Consider the following 14,521-nt stretch of genomic DNA (forward strand, 5'->3'; position numbering starts at 1 on the left):
CCCATGGCTCGTTTCGACCGACAGACCGTCCTCGTCACCGGCGGCACCGGGGGACAGGGCGCCGGCCACGTCCGCGCGTTCCACGCCGAGGGCGCGAACGTCGTCATCGGCACCACCCGACGCGAGCGCGGGGACCGGCTCGCCGAGGAGCTCGGCGACCGGTGCTGCGTCGTGCAGCTCGACGTCGCCGACGAGGCGTCGTGGAGCGCGGCCGTCGCCGAGGCCGAGCACCGGTTCGGCCGGCTGACCGTCCTGGTCAACAACGCCGGCGTCCAGAACCCGCCCGCACCGATCGAGACGACCGAGGCGTCCACGTGGCAGCGTGTCCTCGACATCGACCTGACCGGTGCGTTCTTCGGCATCAAGGCGGTGACGCCGGCCCTGCGCCGTGCGGGCGGCGGGTCCATCACCAACATCGGGTCCGTCATGGGGACCGGAGGGACCGCCCACTACGCGCCGTACGTCGCCGCCAAGTGGGCGCTGCGCGGCCTGACCAGGACCGCCGCGCTCGAGCTGGGCCGCGACGGGATCCGGGTCAACGTCGTCCACCCGGGGGTCATCGCGACGCCGTTCATCACCGAGCCCGCCGCCGGAGCCGCCGCCCCCATCGCCGACTTCTACTCGCCCGACCCCTTCGCGGTGCCGCGGCTGGGGGAACCGGCGGACATCTCGGCGCTGGTGCTGTTCCTCGCGTCCCCGGCGGCGTCCTTCGTGACGGGCTCGGAGTACGTGAGCGACGGCGGCCTGCTGCTCGGCCCGGCCCTCCGGTGAGAGGCCGTGGAACACGACGAAGGCCCAGGTCCGCCGGACCTGGGCCTTCGTGTTGTCGGGGTGACAGGATTTGAACCTGCGACCTCTTCGTCCCGAACGAAGCGCGCTACCAAGCTGCGCCACACCCCGATTGGCACTCGGGTCTCCCCGTGAGCCGTTGAGAACTCTACCCGATGCCCTCCGAGGCCTGCGCGGGGGTTCCCGTCCGCGCATCGGGGCCGGTCGTGCGGGGGACGAGGGTCAGCAGCGAGGCCTCCGGCGGGCACGCGAAGCGCACCGGCGCGTACGGCGAGGTGCCCAGCCCGGCCGACACGTGCAGCCGCATCCGGCTGCCCCAGCGGCTCGCCCCGCGGGCCCGGGACCGGTCGATCCCGCAGTTGGTGACGAGCGCGCCGTAGCCGGGCAGCCGCAGCTGGCCGCCGTGGGTGTGCCCGGCGAGGACGAGGTCGTAGCCGTCGGCGGCGAAGCCGTCGAGCACCCGCGGCTCGGGGGAGTGGGTCAGCCCGATGCGCAGGTCGGCGTCGGCGTCGTGGCCGGCGATGCGCGGGTAGCGGTCCAGGTTCAGGTGCGGGTCGTCGACGCCCGCGATCCGGACCGTCCGGCCGTCGACCTCGAGCACGTGCCGGGCGTGGGTGGCGTCGACCCAGCCGTGCTCGCGGAACGCGGCGCGCAGGTCGGTCCAGGGCAGGTCCGCCCCGTGCACCCGCTTCGTGTCCCCGCGGCGCAGGTAGCGGGCCGGGTTCTTCGGGGTGGGGCCGTAGTAGTCGTTGCTGCCGAACACGAACGCGCCCGGCCGCTCCAGCAGCCTCCCCAGCGCGGTCAGCACGCCCGGGACGGCGTCGGGGTGCGCCAGGTTGTCCCCGGTGTCGATCACCAGGTGCGGGTCGAGCTCGTCCAGCGCCGCGATCCACCGGATCTTGCTGCGCTGGCCCGGCGTGAGGTGGAAGTCCGACAGGTGCAGGATCCGCAGCGGCCGCGCGCCCTCGTCGAGGACGGGCAGCTCGACCCGGCGCAGCGTCCAGTGCCGCCGCTCGATCCCCGCCGCGTACCCGATGCCCGACGCTCCGAGCAGGGCGGCTCCGGCGGCGGTACGTGCGAGGGTCCCGGCGATACTCACGCGATCCAGCCTACGTCGCGGGACTATCGTGGCGACCCGTGAGCACCCTCAAGGAGCAGCTGCGGGCCGACCTGACCACCGCGATGAAGGCCAGGGACGAGCTGGTCCGGACGACCCTGCGATCCGTCCTGACCTCGATCGGCAACGCCGAGGTGGCCGGTGACACCGCCCGGGAGCTCTCCGACGACGAGGTCCGCGCGGTCATCACCAAGGAGACCAAGCGGCGCGCCGAGTCCGCCCAGGCCTTCGCCGACGGCGGCCGCCCCGAGTCCGCCGACCGTGAGCGCGCCGAGGGCGAGGTCCTCGCCCGGTACCTGCCGACCCAGCTCGACGACGACGAGGTGGCCGCCCTGGCGACCGCCGCCGTCGCCGAGGTGGAGTCCGAGACCGGGGAGAAGCCCGGCATGAAGCAGATGGGCCAGGTCATGAAGAAGGCGAACGCCGCCGCGGCCGGCCGCGCCGAGGGCGGCCGCGTCGCCGCCGCCGTGAAGAAGGCCCTCGCCGCGGGCTGACCGCACCCACCGACGACGACGGGCCCCGTACCGGATCGCTCCGGAGCGGGGCCCGTCGTCGTCGACTCAGGTCGTGGGGGTCTTGCGGGTGCGCGTCCCGGTCGACTTCGTCGTGGTGCTCTTGCTCGCCGTGCTCCGGGCCGTGGTGCTCTTGGCCGCGGTGCTGCGTGTGGTCGTCTTCTTCGCCGCGGCGGTGCTCTTCGACGCCGCGGGCTTGCGGGTCGTCGTCTTCTTCGCCGGGGCCTTCGCCCGCCGCTCGGCGAGCAGCTCGGACGCCCGCTCGTCGGTGATCTCCTCGACCGAGTCGCCCTTGCGCAGGCTGGCGTTGGTCTCGCCGTCGGTGACGTAGGGGCCGAACCGGCCGTCCTTGATCACCATCTTCTTCTTCGTCGAGGCGTCCTCGCCCAGCTCACGCAGCGGCGGCGCCGCGGCGGCGCGGCCCCGCTGCTTGGGCTGCTTGTAGATCTCCAGGGCCTCCTCGATGGTGACCGTGAAGAGCTGCTCCTCGCCCGAGAGCGACCGCGAGTCCGTGCCCTTCTTCAGGTACGGGCCGTAGCGGCCGTTCTGCGCGGTGATCTCGTCACCGGAGTCCGGGTCCGTGCCGACGATCCGGGGCAGCGACAGCAGCCGCAGCGCGTCCTCGAGGGTGATGGTGTCGACCGTCATCGACTTGAACAGCGAGCCGGTGCGCGGCTTCGGCTTGGCCGGCTTCTTCTTGGCGCCCTCGGGCACCTCCGGCTCGGGCAGGAGCTCGGTGACGTAGGGGCCGAAGCGGCCCTCCTTCGCCACGATCTCGTGTCCGGTGACCGGGTCGGTGCCCAGCTTGCGGCCCTCCTGCGGCACCGAGAACAGCTTCTCGGCGATCTCCTCGGACAGCTCGTCCGGGGCCAGGTCGTCGGGCAGGTTCGCGCGCTGGGACTCGCCGTCGACGATCCGCTCCAGGTACGGGCCGTAGCGCCCCACCCGGACGACGACGTCGTTGCCCGCCGCGTCGGCGAACATCGGGATCGAGTTCACCGTGCGGGCGTCGATCTCCTCCAGGTTCGACCCGACGAGCTTCTTCAGCCCACCGGCCCGGGCGATCTCAGAGCCGCTTCTCCCGCCGTCGGTGCCGAAGTAGAACCCGGACAGCCAGTGCACGCGGGAGTCGTCACCGGAGGCGATGGAGTCGAGGTCGTCCTCCATGGCGGCGGTGAAGTCGTAGTCGACGAGCTGGCCGAAGTGCTGCTCCATCAGCCCGACGACGGCGAACGCCACCCACGACGGGACGAGCGCGGAGCCCTTCTTCCAGACGTAGCCGCGGTCGAGGATCGTCTTGATCGTCGACGCGTACGTCGACGGCCGGCCGATCCCCATCTCCTCCATCGCCTTGACCAGCGCGGGCTCGGTGAACCGCGACGGCGGGCTGGTCGAGTGCCCGTCGGGCACCAGCTCGGTCGCGGTCAGCGGCTGGCCCTCGGTCAGCTCGGGCAGCCGGGACTCGGCGTCGTCGGCCTGCTGGCCCGAGGCCTCGTCGTCGAGGGTCTCGACGTAGGCCTTCAGGAAGCCGGGGAAGGTGATCGTGCGGCCGGAGGACGCGAACACGACCTTCTCGCCGGTCCCCGCGGTGCCCGCGATCCGGACGCTCACGGTGGTCCCGCGGGCGTCGTTCATCTGCGAGGCGATGGTCCGCTGCCAGATCATCTCGTAGAGACGGAAGTCGTCACCGTCGACCTCGCGGGCGATGGCACCCGGGGTCCGGAAGGTCTCGCCGGCGGGACGGATGGCCTCGTGGGCCTCCTGGGCGTTCTTCACCTTGCGCGTGTACTGGCGCGGCGAGTCCGCGACGTAGGCGTCGCCGTACAGCTCACGGGCCTGCGAGCGGGCGGCCTCGATGGCCGTCGCCGACAGCGTCGTCGAGTCCGTACGCATGTAGGTGATGTAGCCGTTCTCGTACAGACGCTGCGCGCTGCGCATCGTGCGCTCGGAGGAGAACCGCAGCTTGCGGCCCGCCTCCTGCTGCAGCGTCGAGGTCATGAACGGCGGGTACGGCTTGCGGGTGTAGGGCTTGGAGTCGACGGAGGCGACCTCCATCGGACGGTCCTGCAGCCCCTCGGCGAGGCGGCGCGCCTCGGCCTCGTTCAGGGTGACGACCTCCGCGGAGCCCTTCTTCAGCTGCCCGAGCGAGTCGAAGTCGCGGCCGGTGGCGACGCGCTTGTCGTCGACCTGCAGCAGCCGCGCACCGAACGAGCGCGGGGTGGCCTTCTCCCCGGCGTCGAGGGTCGCGGCGATGTCCCAGTACTCCGCGGAGCGGAACGCGATGCGGTCCCGCTCGCGCTGCACGATCAGCCGGGTCGCGACCGACTGGACGCGGCCCGCCGACAGCTTCGGCATGACCTTCTTCCACAGCACGGGGGAGACCTCGTAGCCGTAGAGACGGTCCAGGATGCGGCGGGTCTCCTGCGCGTCGACGAGGTGCTGGTCGAGCTCGCGGGTGTTCTCCGCGGCCGCGCGGATCGCCGACTCGGTGATCTCGTGGAAGACCATCCGCCGGACCGGGACCTTCGGCTGGAGGGTCTCCAGCAGGTGCCAGGCGATGGCCTCGCCCTCACGGTCGGGGTCCGTCGCGAGCAGGAGCTCGTCGACGGTCTTCAACGCCTCGCGCAGCTCCGAGACGGTGCTGCGCTTCTCCGGCGTGACGATGTAGAGCGGGCTGAACTGGTTGTCGACGTCGACGCCGAGCCGCGCCCAGGACTCGCCCTTGTACTTGGCGGGGACGTCCGCCGCGCCGCGCGGCAGGTCACGGATGTGACCGACCGAGGACTCGACGACGTAGTCGTTGCCCAGGTAGGGCTGGATCTTCTTCGCCTTACTGGGGGACTCGACGATCACCAGGCGGCGCGTCGGGCGGCCGGATGCGTTCGCCGTCGAGGTCGGCTTGCGCGTGCTGCCCCCCGACGTGCGTGCCGAACCCGTCGTTCCCGTTGTCGCTGCTGCCACGTGGTCCTACCTCATCTCCTCGGCTGCGTCGCGGTCCCTGCGACGTCGTAGCCGTTTCCCGACCCCGCACTGTTACACCGTGCGGTCCCGGAGCGTGCCGGGACGGTTGCGCTGAGCGTCTTCTTCGGGGTCGACGATCGCACGATCTCACACCGTCGTCGCTCCGTGTCGTGGCTCGTGCCACTGGGAGCGGGCGAGTCGCCAGCGTAGACCCGGCCGTGGTTCGGCAGGTCAGGCGGCCGGTCGGCCGTGGTGCCGGGGCCACTCGGTCGGGTTCGTCATCCGCGGCGCGGGGCCCACCAGTTCCACCAGTCGGGCCAGTCGGCGCGCTCCGTGCAGGCGTAACGCCGGGCCGGGCGCGCCGTGTTCCCCCGGGGCGAGCCGTGCCGGGGGAAGGCCGGCCCGGGTGGCGGCGGCGATCAGCGGGCCGTGTGTCCACGGGGCCTGCGGGTCGAGCAGCAGCAGGTGCCCGCCCCGCAGGTCGGGAGTGCCCGCGGAGAGCGCCCACAGCCGCAGCGTGGCGCCGTCGAGCTGGAAGTCCGGCGGGATCCGCTTGCGACCGTCCGGCGTGCACCAGGCGCGGGCCAGCGGGACCAGGTCGCGGCGGAACGCGCTGCGCATCCCGGACGCGCCGGGGGCCAGGGTGACGCCGCGGGCCGCCGCCAGCGCGGCCAGCGCGGTCTCGCGCCCCTCGATCGGCAGCGGGACGTCGAACCGGGCCGTGTCACCGGCGCCGAACCGCTCGATCCGCCCGGGCCCGCAGAGCAGCCCGGCCAGGTCGGTCAGCCCGGCCGGCCGGGCCTCCGCGGAGAACAGCGACATCTGCGGCACCCGCGAAGCATAGAACGCATGTTCGAGCTTGCCCAGCAGGGAGCGCCGGACGGGTGACCCGGCGGGTCAGGCGGGACCGTTGATCTTCTTGAGGGCGACGCACTTCGGCGCGGTCGCGAACGCCTTGTCCAGCCGCGGGGTGGGGCCGATCTTGTCCAGGCCCTGGGCGCCGGAGATCGTCCGCAGCTTCTGCTGGGCGCCGTCGAGCTTGCCCTTGAACCCCTGGACGTCGTTCGGGTCGATCGCGTCGACGTCCTTCTTGGCCTGGGCGATCGTCGTGCCGGACCGGTCGAGCATGTCGCGGACCGCGGTCGCCCACGCGTCGCCGCCGCTCACCGGGGACTCGCCGGCCGCGGTCAGCTGCTTCTTGCCGGTGTCGATGCCGGCCGCGACCTTGCCGAGGTACTCCGACAGGCGCGTCTTGATGCCGGCGAGGTCGGCGCCGTCGTAGTTCGGCGGGGTGTTGAGCGGCTGGTAGTAGGCCAGGGTCGCGCCGCAGACCTTGTCGCCCCAGGCGACCGGGTCGGCGCCGACACCCGCGGTCGGCCGCGGGGCCGGGTCCGCCGCGGGGGTGCCGGCCACGCTCGACGCGCAGCCGCCGGCCAGGAGCGCGGCGAGCAGGGTGGGGAGCAGGACCCGGGCGGTTCGCGCCGGGCGGGGGGTGGCCATCGTCGGGCTCCAGGGTCGGGGCCCGTCGGGGCCCGGGGCACGGACAGTGGTCGACGGTAGGACGCCGTCGCCGGTCAGCTGCTTCCACCCTCCCCGGTTGACCCGTTCGGAGCAGCAACGGGTGCGCCGGGCGGGGGTGTCGCGCGGGCCTGCTCCGCCGACCGGGTGAGATCCGTGCAGGTCGTCGAGGCCCGGAACGCCGAGGCGATCGCCGGGTTGCCGGTGACCTCGTCGAGGGGGCCGGTGGTGCCGCCGAGGCGGGCGAGCGGCTCCAGCGCGGCGGGCAGGTCGCGCTGCACCGCGGCAGGGTCGGCCGGGTCGATGGCGTCGACCCGCGAGCGCGCCCCGGAGAACGCCGAGCGGATCTCGCCGAGCCCGCCCTGGAGCCGTGCGGAGAGGGCCTCGCCGTCGTCGACGGGGGCCGGGCCGAGCCGGTCCAGGTCGCCCAGCGCGCCGTCGGCGGCCTGGGTGGTGCGGGTCAGGTAGTCCGAGAGGGCCCGCAGCCGCTGCGCGGGGTCCGGGGTCTCGCCGGGGGTGTCCACGGCGGTGCGGACGAAGGGCAGCACGGCCGCGCACATCGACTCGGTCCACTGCTCGACGGTCGGCCCGGAGGGGCCGCAGCCCGCCAGCAGGACGGCCGGGGCGACGAGGAGTCCGGCGAGACCTCGCGATGTCCGCATCGCTCCTCCGTCGGGGTGATCACTGCCGTCCGGCGGAGAGTATCCGAATCGTCCCGTGACGCAGGACGGCCGCCCGTCCCGATGGGACGAGCGGCCGCCGTGGTCCTGCGAGGTGTCGGTCAGCCGACCGAGCTCTCGGCCGGGGCGTCGGTGATCGCCGAGGTGCGGCGCTTCGAGACCACCACCGCGGCCGCGATGATCACCACTGCGACGATCGCGATGACGATCCGGATCACCGGGTTGGCGTCCGGGGTGGACAGCACCACGACCGCCGGGGCGATCAGCACCGAGACCAGGTTCATGACCTTGATCAGCGGGTTGATCGCCGGGCCCGCGGTGTCCTTGAACGGGTCGCCGACGGTGTCGCCGATGATCGTCGCCTCGTGGGCGTCGGAGCCCTTGCCGCCGTGGTTGCCGTCCTCGACGAGCTTCTTGGCGTTGTCCCAGGCGCCGCCCGAGTTGGCCAGGAAGATCGCCATGAGGACACCGGTCGCGATGGCACCGGCCAGGTAGCCGGCCAACGGGCCGACGCCGAGACCGAACCCGACCGCGATCGGGGCGAAGATGGCGAGCAGACCGGGGGTGGCCAGCTCGCGCAGCGAGTCCCGGGTGCAGATGTCGACGACGCGGCCGTACTCCGGGCGCTCGGTGCGGTCCATGATCCCGGGGTGCTCGCGGAACTGGCGGCGCACCTCGTAGACGACGGCGCCCGCGGCGCGGGTCACCGCGTTGACCGCGAGGCCGGAGAACATGAAGACCACCGAGGCACCGATGATCACGCCGACCAGGGTGTTCGGGCTGAACACCTCGTAGGCGAAGGCGGTCCCGGCGTCCTGCGCGGCGATGTTGACCCCGGCGAGCGCCTGGCTGATCGCGTCGCGGTAGGAGCCGAACAGTGCCGTCGCCGCGAGCACCGCGGTGGCGATCGCGATGCCCTTGGTGATCGCCTTGGTGGTGTTCCCGACCGCGTCGAGCTCGGTGAGGATGTCGACGCCCTCGCCCTCGACGTCGCCGGACATCTCCGCGATGCCCTGGGCGTTGTCCGAGACCGGGCCGAAGGTGTCCATCGCGACGATGACGCCGACCGTGGTCAGCAGGCCGGTACCGGCCAGTGCGACCGCGAACAGCGACACGACGATCGAGCCGGACAGCAGGAACGCGCCGTAGACGGCCGCGGAGATGACGAGCGCGGTGTAGACGGCGGACTCGAAGCCGATCGAGATGCCGGACAGGATCACGGTGGCCGCACCGGTCAGCGACGACTCGCCGACGTCCTTGACCGGACGGTCCTCGGTGCCGGTGTAGTAGCCGGTCAGCTTGAGGATGACCGCGGCCAGCACGATGCCGATGACCACGGCGACCGAGGCGATCAGGCGCGGGTCGCCGGCGAGGCCGACGACGCTGGTGTCGGTCGGGTTCAGCAGCTCGCCGAAGGTGCCCGGGAGGTAGACGTAGGCGGCGACGATCGACAGCACCCCGGCGAACAGGGCCGAGAGGTAGAAGCTGCGGTTGATCGCGCGCAGGGTGTTCTCCCCGGCGCGGGCCTTGGTCAGGTAGACGCCGAGGATCGCGGTGATCACGCCGATCGCCGGGACGATCAGCGGGAACAGCAGGCCCTGCAGGCCGAACGCCGCGGTGCCGAGGATCAGCGCGGCGACCAGGGTCACCGCGTAGGACTCGAACAGGTCGGCGGCCATGCCGGCGCAGTCGCCGACGTTGTCGCCCACGTTGTCGGCGATGGTGGCCGCGTTGCGGGGGTCGTCCTCGGGGATGCCCTGCTCGACCTTGCCGACCAGGTCGGCGCCGACGTCGGCGGCCTTGGTGAAGATGCCGCCGCCGACCCGCATGAACATCGCGAGCAGTGCCGCGCCGAAGCCGAAGCCCTCCAGGACGCGGGGCGCCTGGCCGGCGTAGACGAGCACGACGAGCGAGGCGCCGAACAGGCCGAGGCCGACGGTGAACATGCCGACGACGCCGCCGGTGCGGAACGCGATACGGGTCGCCTTCTCCCGGCCGCCCGGCTCGCGCGAGGCCGCGGCGACGCGGATGTTCGCGCGCGTCGCGAGCCACATGCCCAGGTAGCCGATGGCAGCGGAGAACGCGGCTCCGAACACGAAGGCGATCGATCGGCCGATGCGTTCGAAGTTGTCCTCGGCGGGGAGCGCGAGGAGCAGGAACACGACGACGACGGCGAAGATCAGCAGTGTGCGGAACTGGCGGTTGAGGTACGCCGTGGCGCCTTCCTGGACCGCGCGGCCGATCTCCCTCATGTTGGGGGTGCCCTCGTCGTAGGAGAGCACCTCCCGCATCAGGAGACCGCCGACGACCAGGGCGACGAGGGCGACCACCGCGACCACGCCGACGATGGCGAGGTCCCCGCCGCCGAGCTCGAGGCCCTGGGCGAGGTAGGTGGGCTGGGACATCCGTGTCCTCCCGGTGGAAAGGATCCGGCCGGCGAGGTCCTCGGCGGCCGGGACGGGTCACTGTGGCTCGACCCGGCCGGGCGGCGACGGCTTCGTCGGCGTCGACTGGGCCCGGGCGGCGTCCACCGGTGACCGGGCTGGTGCAGTCTAGGAGTGTGGTGCATCCCTCAGTGCGATTGGGATCACAAGACGTAACGAACTGGCAAAAGTGATCAATCCCACACGATGTTGCAACGCAATCCGGGAACCTGCAGATCAACTGCGGTGCAACGTCTTCCGTGATCCGTCCGGCCGCGGGCCGCCGGCTCGGGACGGCCACCGGGAGCGACGGCGGATCGTTCGAACATCTGTGCCATCGTGGTCGGTCGTGGGAGCGACGGCGGAGAGCACGCAGGGCCCGGACGGGTCGCAGCGCGGGGTGGAGCTGCTGCGTCGCGTGCTGGCGGGCTCGGGACTCGACCCGGCCCGCGCCGACACCACGTGGACGTCCGGTGCCGCCGACACGGACGCGCCGGGGCCGGGAGCGGGAACCCGGCCGGGGCCGGGGCCGGGGCCGGGTGCCGGGGTGTTCGCTGCGCAGGACGGCTTCGACGGTCCTGACGGTCTCCGCGGTTCCGACCGTTCTCGCGATTCGCGCGACTCCGGCGATTCCTTCGGCTCTGCCGGCTCCCACGGGTCTGCCGACTCCGACCGCTCTCACGGCTCCGACGGCAGCGGCGGCTCCGACGGGGTCGACGTCGTCGAGGACCCGTTGCGGCACGTCGTGCGGATCCCGGCGCGGGCCGGCCACCCGGTCGACTGGCCGGGCTGGACGCCCGAGCCGCTGCGCACGGCCTGGGCGGCCCGCGGCGTGACCCGCCCGTGGTCGCACCAGGCACACGGTGCGGAGCTGGTGCACTCCGGCGCCGACGTCGTCGTCGCGACGGGGACGGCGTCGGGGAAGTCGCTGGTCTACCAGCTGCCGGTGCTCGCCGGGCTGGCCGAGGACCCGCGGGCGACAGCCCTGTACCTCGCCCCGACCAAGGCACTCGCGGCCGACCAGCTGCGGTCCCTCGACGGGCTCGCCCCGGACGGTGTCCGGCCCGCCGCGTTCGACGGCGACACCCCCATGGACCAGCGCGACTGGGTCCGCAGGCACTGCCGGTGGGTGTTCTCCAACCCGGACATGCTGCACCGGTCGATCCTTCCCCGGCACGGACGCTGGACGACCTTCCTCCGCCGGCTGCGCTACGTCGTGGTCGACGAGTGCCACACCTACCGGGGGGTGTTCGGCTCGCACGTGGCGCTGCTGCTGCGCCGGCTGCTGCGCCTCGCCGCCCGCTACGGCGCGCGCCCCGTGATCGTGCTCGCCTCGGCGACTGTGGCGCGCCCGGAGGAGTTCGCGTCCCGGCTGACCGGACGCGGCGTCGTCGCCGTCACCGAGGACGGGTCGCCGCACGCCGGGCGCACCGTCGCGTTCTGGGAGCCGCCGCTGCTCGCCGAGATCACCGGGGAGAACGGGGCGCCGGTCCGCCGCTCCGCCGGGGCCGAGGTCGCCCGGATGCTCGCCGACCTCGTCCTGACCGACGCCCGCACCCTGGCGTTCGTCCGGTCCCGGCGGGCCGCCGAGCTCACCGCGCTCGGTGCGAAGCGCCAGATCGCCGAGATCGCTCCGGAACTGGCCGCGCGGGTGGCCGCCTACCGCGGCGGCTATCTGCCCGAGGAGCGCCGTGCGCTGGAGGCCGACCTGATGTCGGGCGAGCTGCTCGGGGTCGCGACCACCAACGCGCTGGAGCTCGGCGTCGACATCTCGGGGCTCGACGCCGTGGTGCAGGCCGGGTTCCCGGGCACCCGCGCGTCGTTCTGGCAGCAGGCCGGGCGCGCCGGACGGGCCGCCGACGAGGCGCTCGTCGTGCTCGTCGCCCGCGACGACCCGCTCGACACCTACCTCGTGCACCACCCGCGCTCGCTGATCGGGGCGCCCGTGGAGAGCTGCGTGCTCAACCCGGTCAACCCGTACGTGCTCGCGCCGCAGCTGGCGTGCGCGGCCGCGGAGATGCCCCTGACCACGGTCGACGTCGAGGAGATCTTCGGGGGAGCCCCCGCGGTGGAGGTCCTCGACGCCCTGGTCGACGAGGGCGTGCTGCGCCGACGATCGCACGGCTGGTTCTGGCCCGACACCGGCGACGCACCCGCCGCGCATGTCGACATCCGGGGCTCCGGGCTCGGGCAGGTCGCCGTGGTGGAGGCGGCCACCGGGCGGATGCTCGGCACCGTCGACGGCGGCTCGGCCCCGGGCACGATCCACTCCGGTGCGGTGTACCTGCACCGCGGCGACAGCTTCGTCGTCGACGAGCTCGACCTCGACGACGGCGTCGCGCTCGTCCACGCCGAGGACCCGGACTGGCGTACCGAGGCCCAGTCGGTCTCCGACGTCACCGTGCTGGAGGTGCTGGAGCACCGCCGGTACGGGCCGGTGCAGGTCTGCTTCGGTGCGACCACGGTGACCAGCCAGGTCGTCGCCTACCGGCGACGCACCCCGGACGGCACGGTGCTCGACCAGACGGCGCTGGACCTGCCGCCGCAGAGCCTGGACACCCGCTCGGTCTGGTACACGATCGACCCCGACGCGCTCGCCGACGCCGGAATCGACGAGGCACGTCTCCCCGGCGCACTGCACGCCGCCGAGCACGCCGCGATCGGACTGCTCCCGCTGTTCGCGATCTGCGACCGCTGGGACATCGGCGGCCTGTCCACCGCGCTGCACCCCGACACCGGGCTCCCGACGGTGTTCGTGCACGACGGGCACCCCGGCGGCGCGGGCCTGGCCGAACGCGGCCACGAGGTGCTGGGGCGGTGGCTGGCGGCGACCCGCGCCGCGGTCCGGGACTGTGAGTGCCGCACGGGCTGCCCGTCCTGCGTGCAGTCCCCGAAGTGCGGCAACGGCAACAACCCGCTGGACAAGACGGGGGCGGTGCAGGTGCTGGACCTGGTCCTCGCCGCGCTGGAAGGCGGTCCCCCGACCGGTTCGCGGTGATCGCGGAACCGGACGGGGTACCACCGGCCCGCCCGTCGGGGGCGGGGGCGGGCCGGTGGCAACCACGTGCGACGACATCGGACGGGGGCGCCAGGGGCGCTCCGACGTCGTCGCTGTCTGGGGAGCGTGGTCTTCGTGGCGGGGGCGGACCGGATCCTGCCCGTCCCTGCGACTCCCAGTAGGCCCGAGTGTCGCGACGGTGACCAGATGTGGGCCGCGCGACGTCGGTGATCGGTCAGGCGCCCACGACGAAACGCGGTCGCGCTGGGACGTTCGTCGTAAGCAATCGTGATGACGGCGTGCTCCGGGGTTCGCCGTCCGTTCATCCGGGGGCGTGGACCGCTCACCGAGATCGTGATCACGTCCGGGGGAGTTCACGACGGCTCCGCGGTGGGGCCGGAACCGTCCACGGTCCCGCTCGCCGGGGGCGGGCCGGTGTCCACGGGAGCCGGGCCTGCACGCGCCCTCGCCCGCGCGGGACCACGCAGCGGGAGCAGGCCCGACCAGGCGACCCGGGTCTCGACCAGGGCGTCCCAGCCGTCGAGGCGGCAGATCAGGAGCTCGGCGCCGTTGCGGGCGGCCAGGTCGGCGGCACGGGCGCAGGCGGCGGCCGTGCCGTCCACCGACCGGCCGGCGGCCGCGAGCGCGGACAGGTCCGCGGCGGCGGAGGCGACGTGCCGGGCGCGGGTGGCAGCGGCCAGGTCGACGCCGACGATCCCGACGAGCAGCAGCACCGCCGCCGCCGTCGCGGCCCAGACCGAGGCGACGCCCGCGTCGTCTCCCCGGCGCGGAGGGACCGGGCGGCTCATGACGCGTCACCGGATGGGGCCGACCCGGCTGTGACGCCGGGCCGGGCCGCCTGGGCCCCGGACCGGTCCGCGCCGGTCGTGACGCCGGGTTCGACCGCGGCGGTCGCGGTGCCGCTGATCGTGACCGGGAGCAGCCCGACCGGCCGGACCCGCACCGTCACGACGACGAGATCGCCGTCGAGGCGCAGCTCCGGTTCGGCCCCCGCCGGGGCCAGCTGCGCGGCCACGGCCCGGCCCCGTTCGGTGTCGCCGCGTGCGGCCTGGCGGGCCAGCTCGCGGGCGGCGTCGGTGCAGCGGACCCCGGCCGCCACCGCGGCGACGGCTCCGACCGCCGCCGCGGTGACCGCGACCAGGGTGCCGAGCGCCAGCGCCGCCTCGACGGTGACCGCGCCTTCGTCGTCCGCCGGGGAACTCGCCGGGCCGTTCGTGGTGCCGATCGCACCTCGGCCGGTGGTGCGGCGGTCACCGCGGCCGTGGCCGGTGCGGTGGGGGTCAGAGCGTCGTGGACAGCGCACGTTGCACGATCCCGGTGAGGGCCGCGAGGACGTCGCCGCCGCTGACGATCGTGTAGAGGAGCGCGGCGAACGCCGCAGCCGCGACGGTGCCGACGGCGTACTCGACGGTGGACATCCCGTCGTCGTCGGAGGCGAGTGCGCGCAGCCGGCGGTGCAGCAGGGAACGGGTGGGGGTCATCGGTGTCTCCTTCGTCGGGGG

Annotated in this window: 12 protein-coding genes and 1 tRNA gene; 3 read left to right on the forward strand and 10 right to left on the reverse strand. The window is 73.5% G+C overall.

What is annotated here, in order from left to right; genetic code table 11:
• Positions 1-3: 3 nt before the first annotated feature.
• The gene (locus DMP17_RS28855; protein ID WP_226353721.1) at positions 4-771 is read left to right on the forward strand and encodes an SDR family NAD(P)-dependent oxidoreductase; all 768 of its coding nucleotides are present in this window, start codon (positions 4-6) and stop codon (positions 769-771) included.
• 55 nt (positions 772-826) lie between these two features.
• On the opposite strand, the gene DMP17_RS28860 is transcribed toward DMP17_RS28855, so the two are convergent.
• Both DMP17_RS28860 and DMP17_RS28865 read right to left on the reverse strand, forming a co-directional pair.
• Positions 827-900 (reverse strand) — tRNA-Pro (locus tag DMP17_RS28860).
• Between the two features lie 37 nt (positions 901-937).
• On the reverse strand, positions 938-1,888 hold the full coding sequence (locus tag DMP17_RS28865; RefSeq protein WP_226364720.1) for a metallophosphoesterase: 951 nt from the start codon (positions 1,886-1,888) through the stop codon (positions 938-940).
• Positions 1,889-1,926: 38 nt separating this feature from the next.
• Between DMP17_RS28865 and DMP17_RS28870 the strand changes: the two genes are divergently transcribed.
• The gene (locus tag DMP17_RS28870; RefSeq protein ID WP_178374803.1) at positions 1,927-2,400 is read left to right on the forward strand and encodes a GatB/YqeY domain-containing protein; all 474 of its coding nucleotides are present in this window, start codon (positions 1,927-1,929) and stop codon (positions 2,398-2,400) included.
• 66 nt (positions 2,401-2,466) lie between these two features.
• Here DMP17_RS28870 and topA read toward each other — a convergent pair whose 3' ends face one another.
• The 5 genes from topA to DMP17_RS28895 form a co-directional block, all read right to left on the reverse strand.
• Positions 2,467-5,379 (reverse strand): type I DNA topoisomerase, encoded by a 2,913-nt coding sequence (topA, locus tag DMP17_RS28875; protein ID WP_443217916.1) that lies wholly within the window; start codon positions 5,377-5,379, stop codon positions 2,467-2,469.
• Positions 5,380-5,610: 231 nt separating this feature from the next.
• Positions 5,611-6,201, reverse strand: a complete 591-nt coding sequence (locus DMP17_RS28880; protein WP_226356627.1) for a hypothetical protein — start codon at positions 6,199-6,201, stop codon at positions 5,611-5,613.
• Between the two features lie 75 nt (positions 6,202-6,276).
• The gene (locus DMP17_RS28885) at positions 6,277-6,879 is read right to left on the reverse strand and encodes a hypothetical protein (RefSeq protein ID WP_062399624.1); all 603 of its coding nucleotides are present in this window, start codon (positions 6,877-6,879) and stop codon (positions 6,277-6,279) included.
• 74 nt (positions 6,880-6,953) lie between these two features.
• Positions 6,954-7,559, reverse strand: a complete 606-nt coding sequence (locus DMP17_RS28890) for a hypothetical protein (protein WP_226364718.1) — start codon at positions 7,557-7,559, stop codon at positions 6,954-6,956.
• A 119-nt stretch (positions 7,560-7,678) separates the two neighbouring features.
• On the reverse strand, positions 7,679-9,982 hold the full coding sequence (locus DMP17_RS28895; protein ID WP_226354800.1) for a sodium-translocating pyrophosphatase: 2,304 nt from the start codon (positions 9,980-9,982) through the stop codon (positions 7,679-7,681).
• A gap of 367 nt (positions 9,983-10,349) precedes the next feature.
• Between DMP17_RS28895 and DMP17_RS28900 the strand changes: the two genes are divergently transcribed.
• On the forward strand, positions 10,350-12,998 hold the full coding sequence (locus DMP17_RS28900; RefSeq protein ID WP_337831144.1) for a DEAD/DEAH box helicase: 2,649 nt from the start codon (positions 10,350-10,352) through the stop codon (positions 12,996-12,998).
• Positions 12,999-13,372: 374 nt separating this feature from the next.
• Here DMP17_RS28900 and DMP17_RS28905 read toward each other — a convergent pair whose 3' ends face one another.
• From DMP17_RS28905 to DMP17_RS28915, 3 genes are read right to left on the reverse strand one after another with little or no spacing between them, the layout of a single operon-like run.
• Positions 13,373-13,807, reverse strand: coding sequence for an Rv3654c family TadE-like protein (locus DMP17_RS28905; RefSeq protein ID WP_337831145.1), 435 nt, complete (start codon positions 13,805-13,807; stop codon positions 13,373-13,375).
• The gene (locus DMP17_RS28910; RefSeq protein WP_337831146.1) at positions 13,804-14,322 is read right to left on the reverse strand and encodes a TadE family type IV pilus minor pilin; all 519 of its coding nucleotides are present in this window, start codon (positions 14,320-14,322) and stop codon (positions 13,804-13,806) included. Before DMP17_RS28910 ends, DMP17_RS28905 begins: the two co-directional genes overlap by 4 nt.
• On the reverse strand, positions 14,300-14,500 hold the full coding sequence (locus tag DMP17_RS28915; RefSeq protein ID WP_337831147.1) for a DUF4244 domain-containing protein: 201 nt from the start codon (positions 14,498-14,500) through the stop codon (positions 14,300-14,302). The genes DMP17_RS28910 and DMP17_RS28915 overlap by 23 nt, the downstream gene beginning before the upstream one ends.
• Between the last annotated feature and the right edge of the window lie 21 nt (positions 14,501-14,521).

It is taken from the genome of Pseudonocardia sp. TMWB2A (assembly GCF_017312135.1).

Bases quoted from the DNA above. Each gene is read 5' to 3' on its own strand.
- DMP17_RS28880 (WP_226356627.1), bottom strand. From the start codon at position 6,201: ATGTCGCTGTTCTCCGCGGAGGCCCGGCCGGCCGGGCTGACCGACCTG.
- DMP17_RS28915 (WP_337831147.1), bottom strand. From the start codon at position 14,500: ATGACCCCCACCCGTTCCCTGCTGCACCGCCGGCTGCGCGCACTCGCC.
- DMP17_RS28885 (WP_062399624.1), bottom strand. From the start codon at position 6,879: ATGGCCACCCCCCGCCCGGCGCGAACCGCCCGGGTCCTGCTCCCCACC.
- DMP17_RS28905 (WP_337831145.1), bottom strand. From the start codon at position 13,807: ATGAGCCGCCCGGTCCCTCCGCGCCGGGGAGACGACGCGGGCGTCGCC.
- DMP17_RS28895 (WP_226354800.1), bottom strand. From the start codon at position 9,982: ATGTCCCAGCCCACCTACCTCGCCCAGGGCCTCGAGCTCGGCGGCGGG.
- DMP17_RS28855 (WP_226353721.1), top strand. From the start codon at position 4: ATGGCTCGTTTCGACCGACAGACCGTCCTCGTCACCGGCGGCACCGGG.
- DMP17_RS28890 (WP_226364718.1), bottom strand. From the start codon at position 7,559: ATGCGGACATCGCGAGGTCTCGCCGGACTCCTCGTCGCCCCGGCCGTC.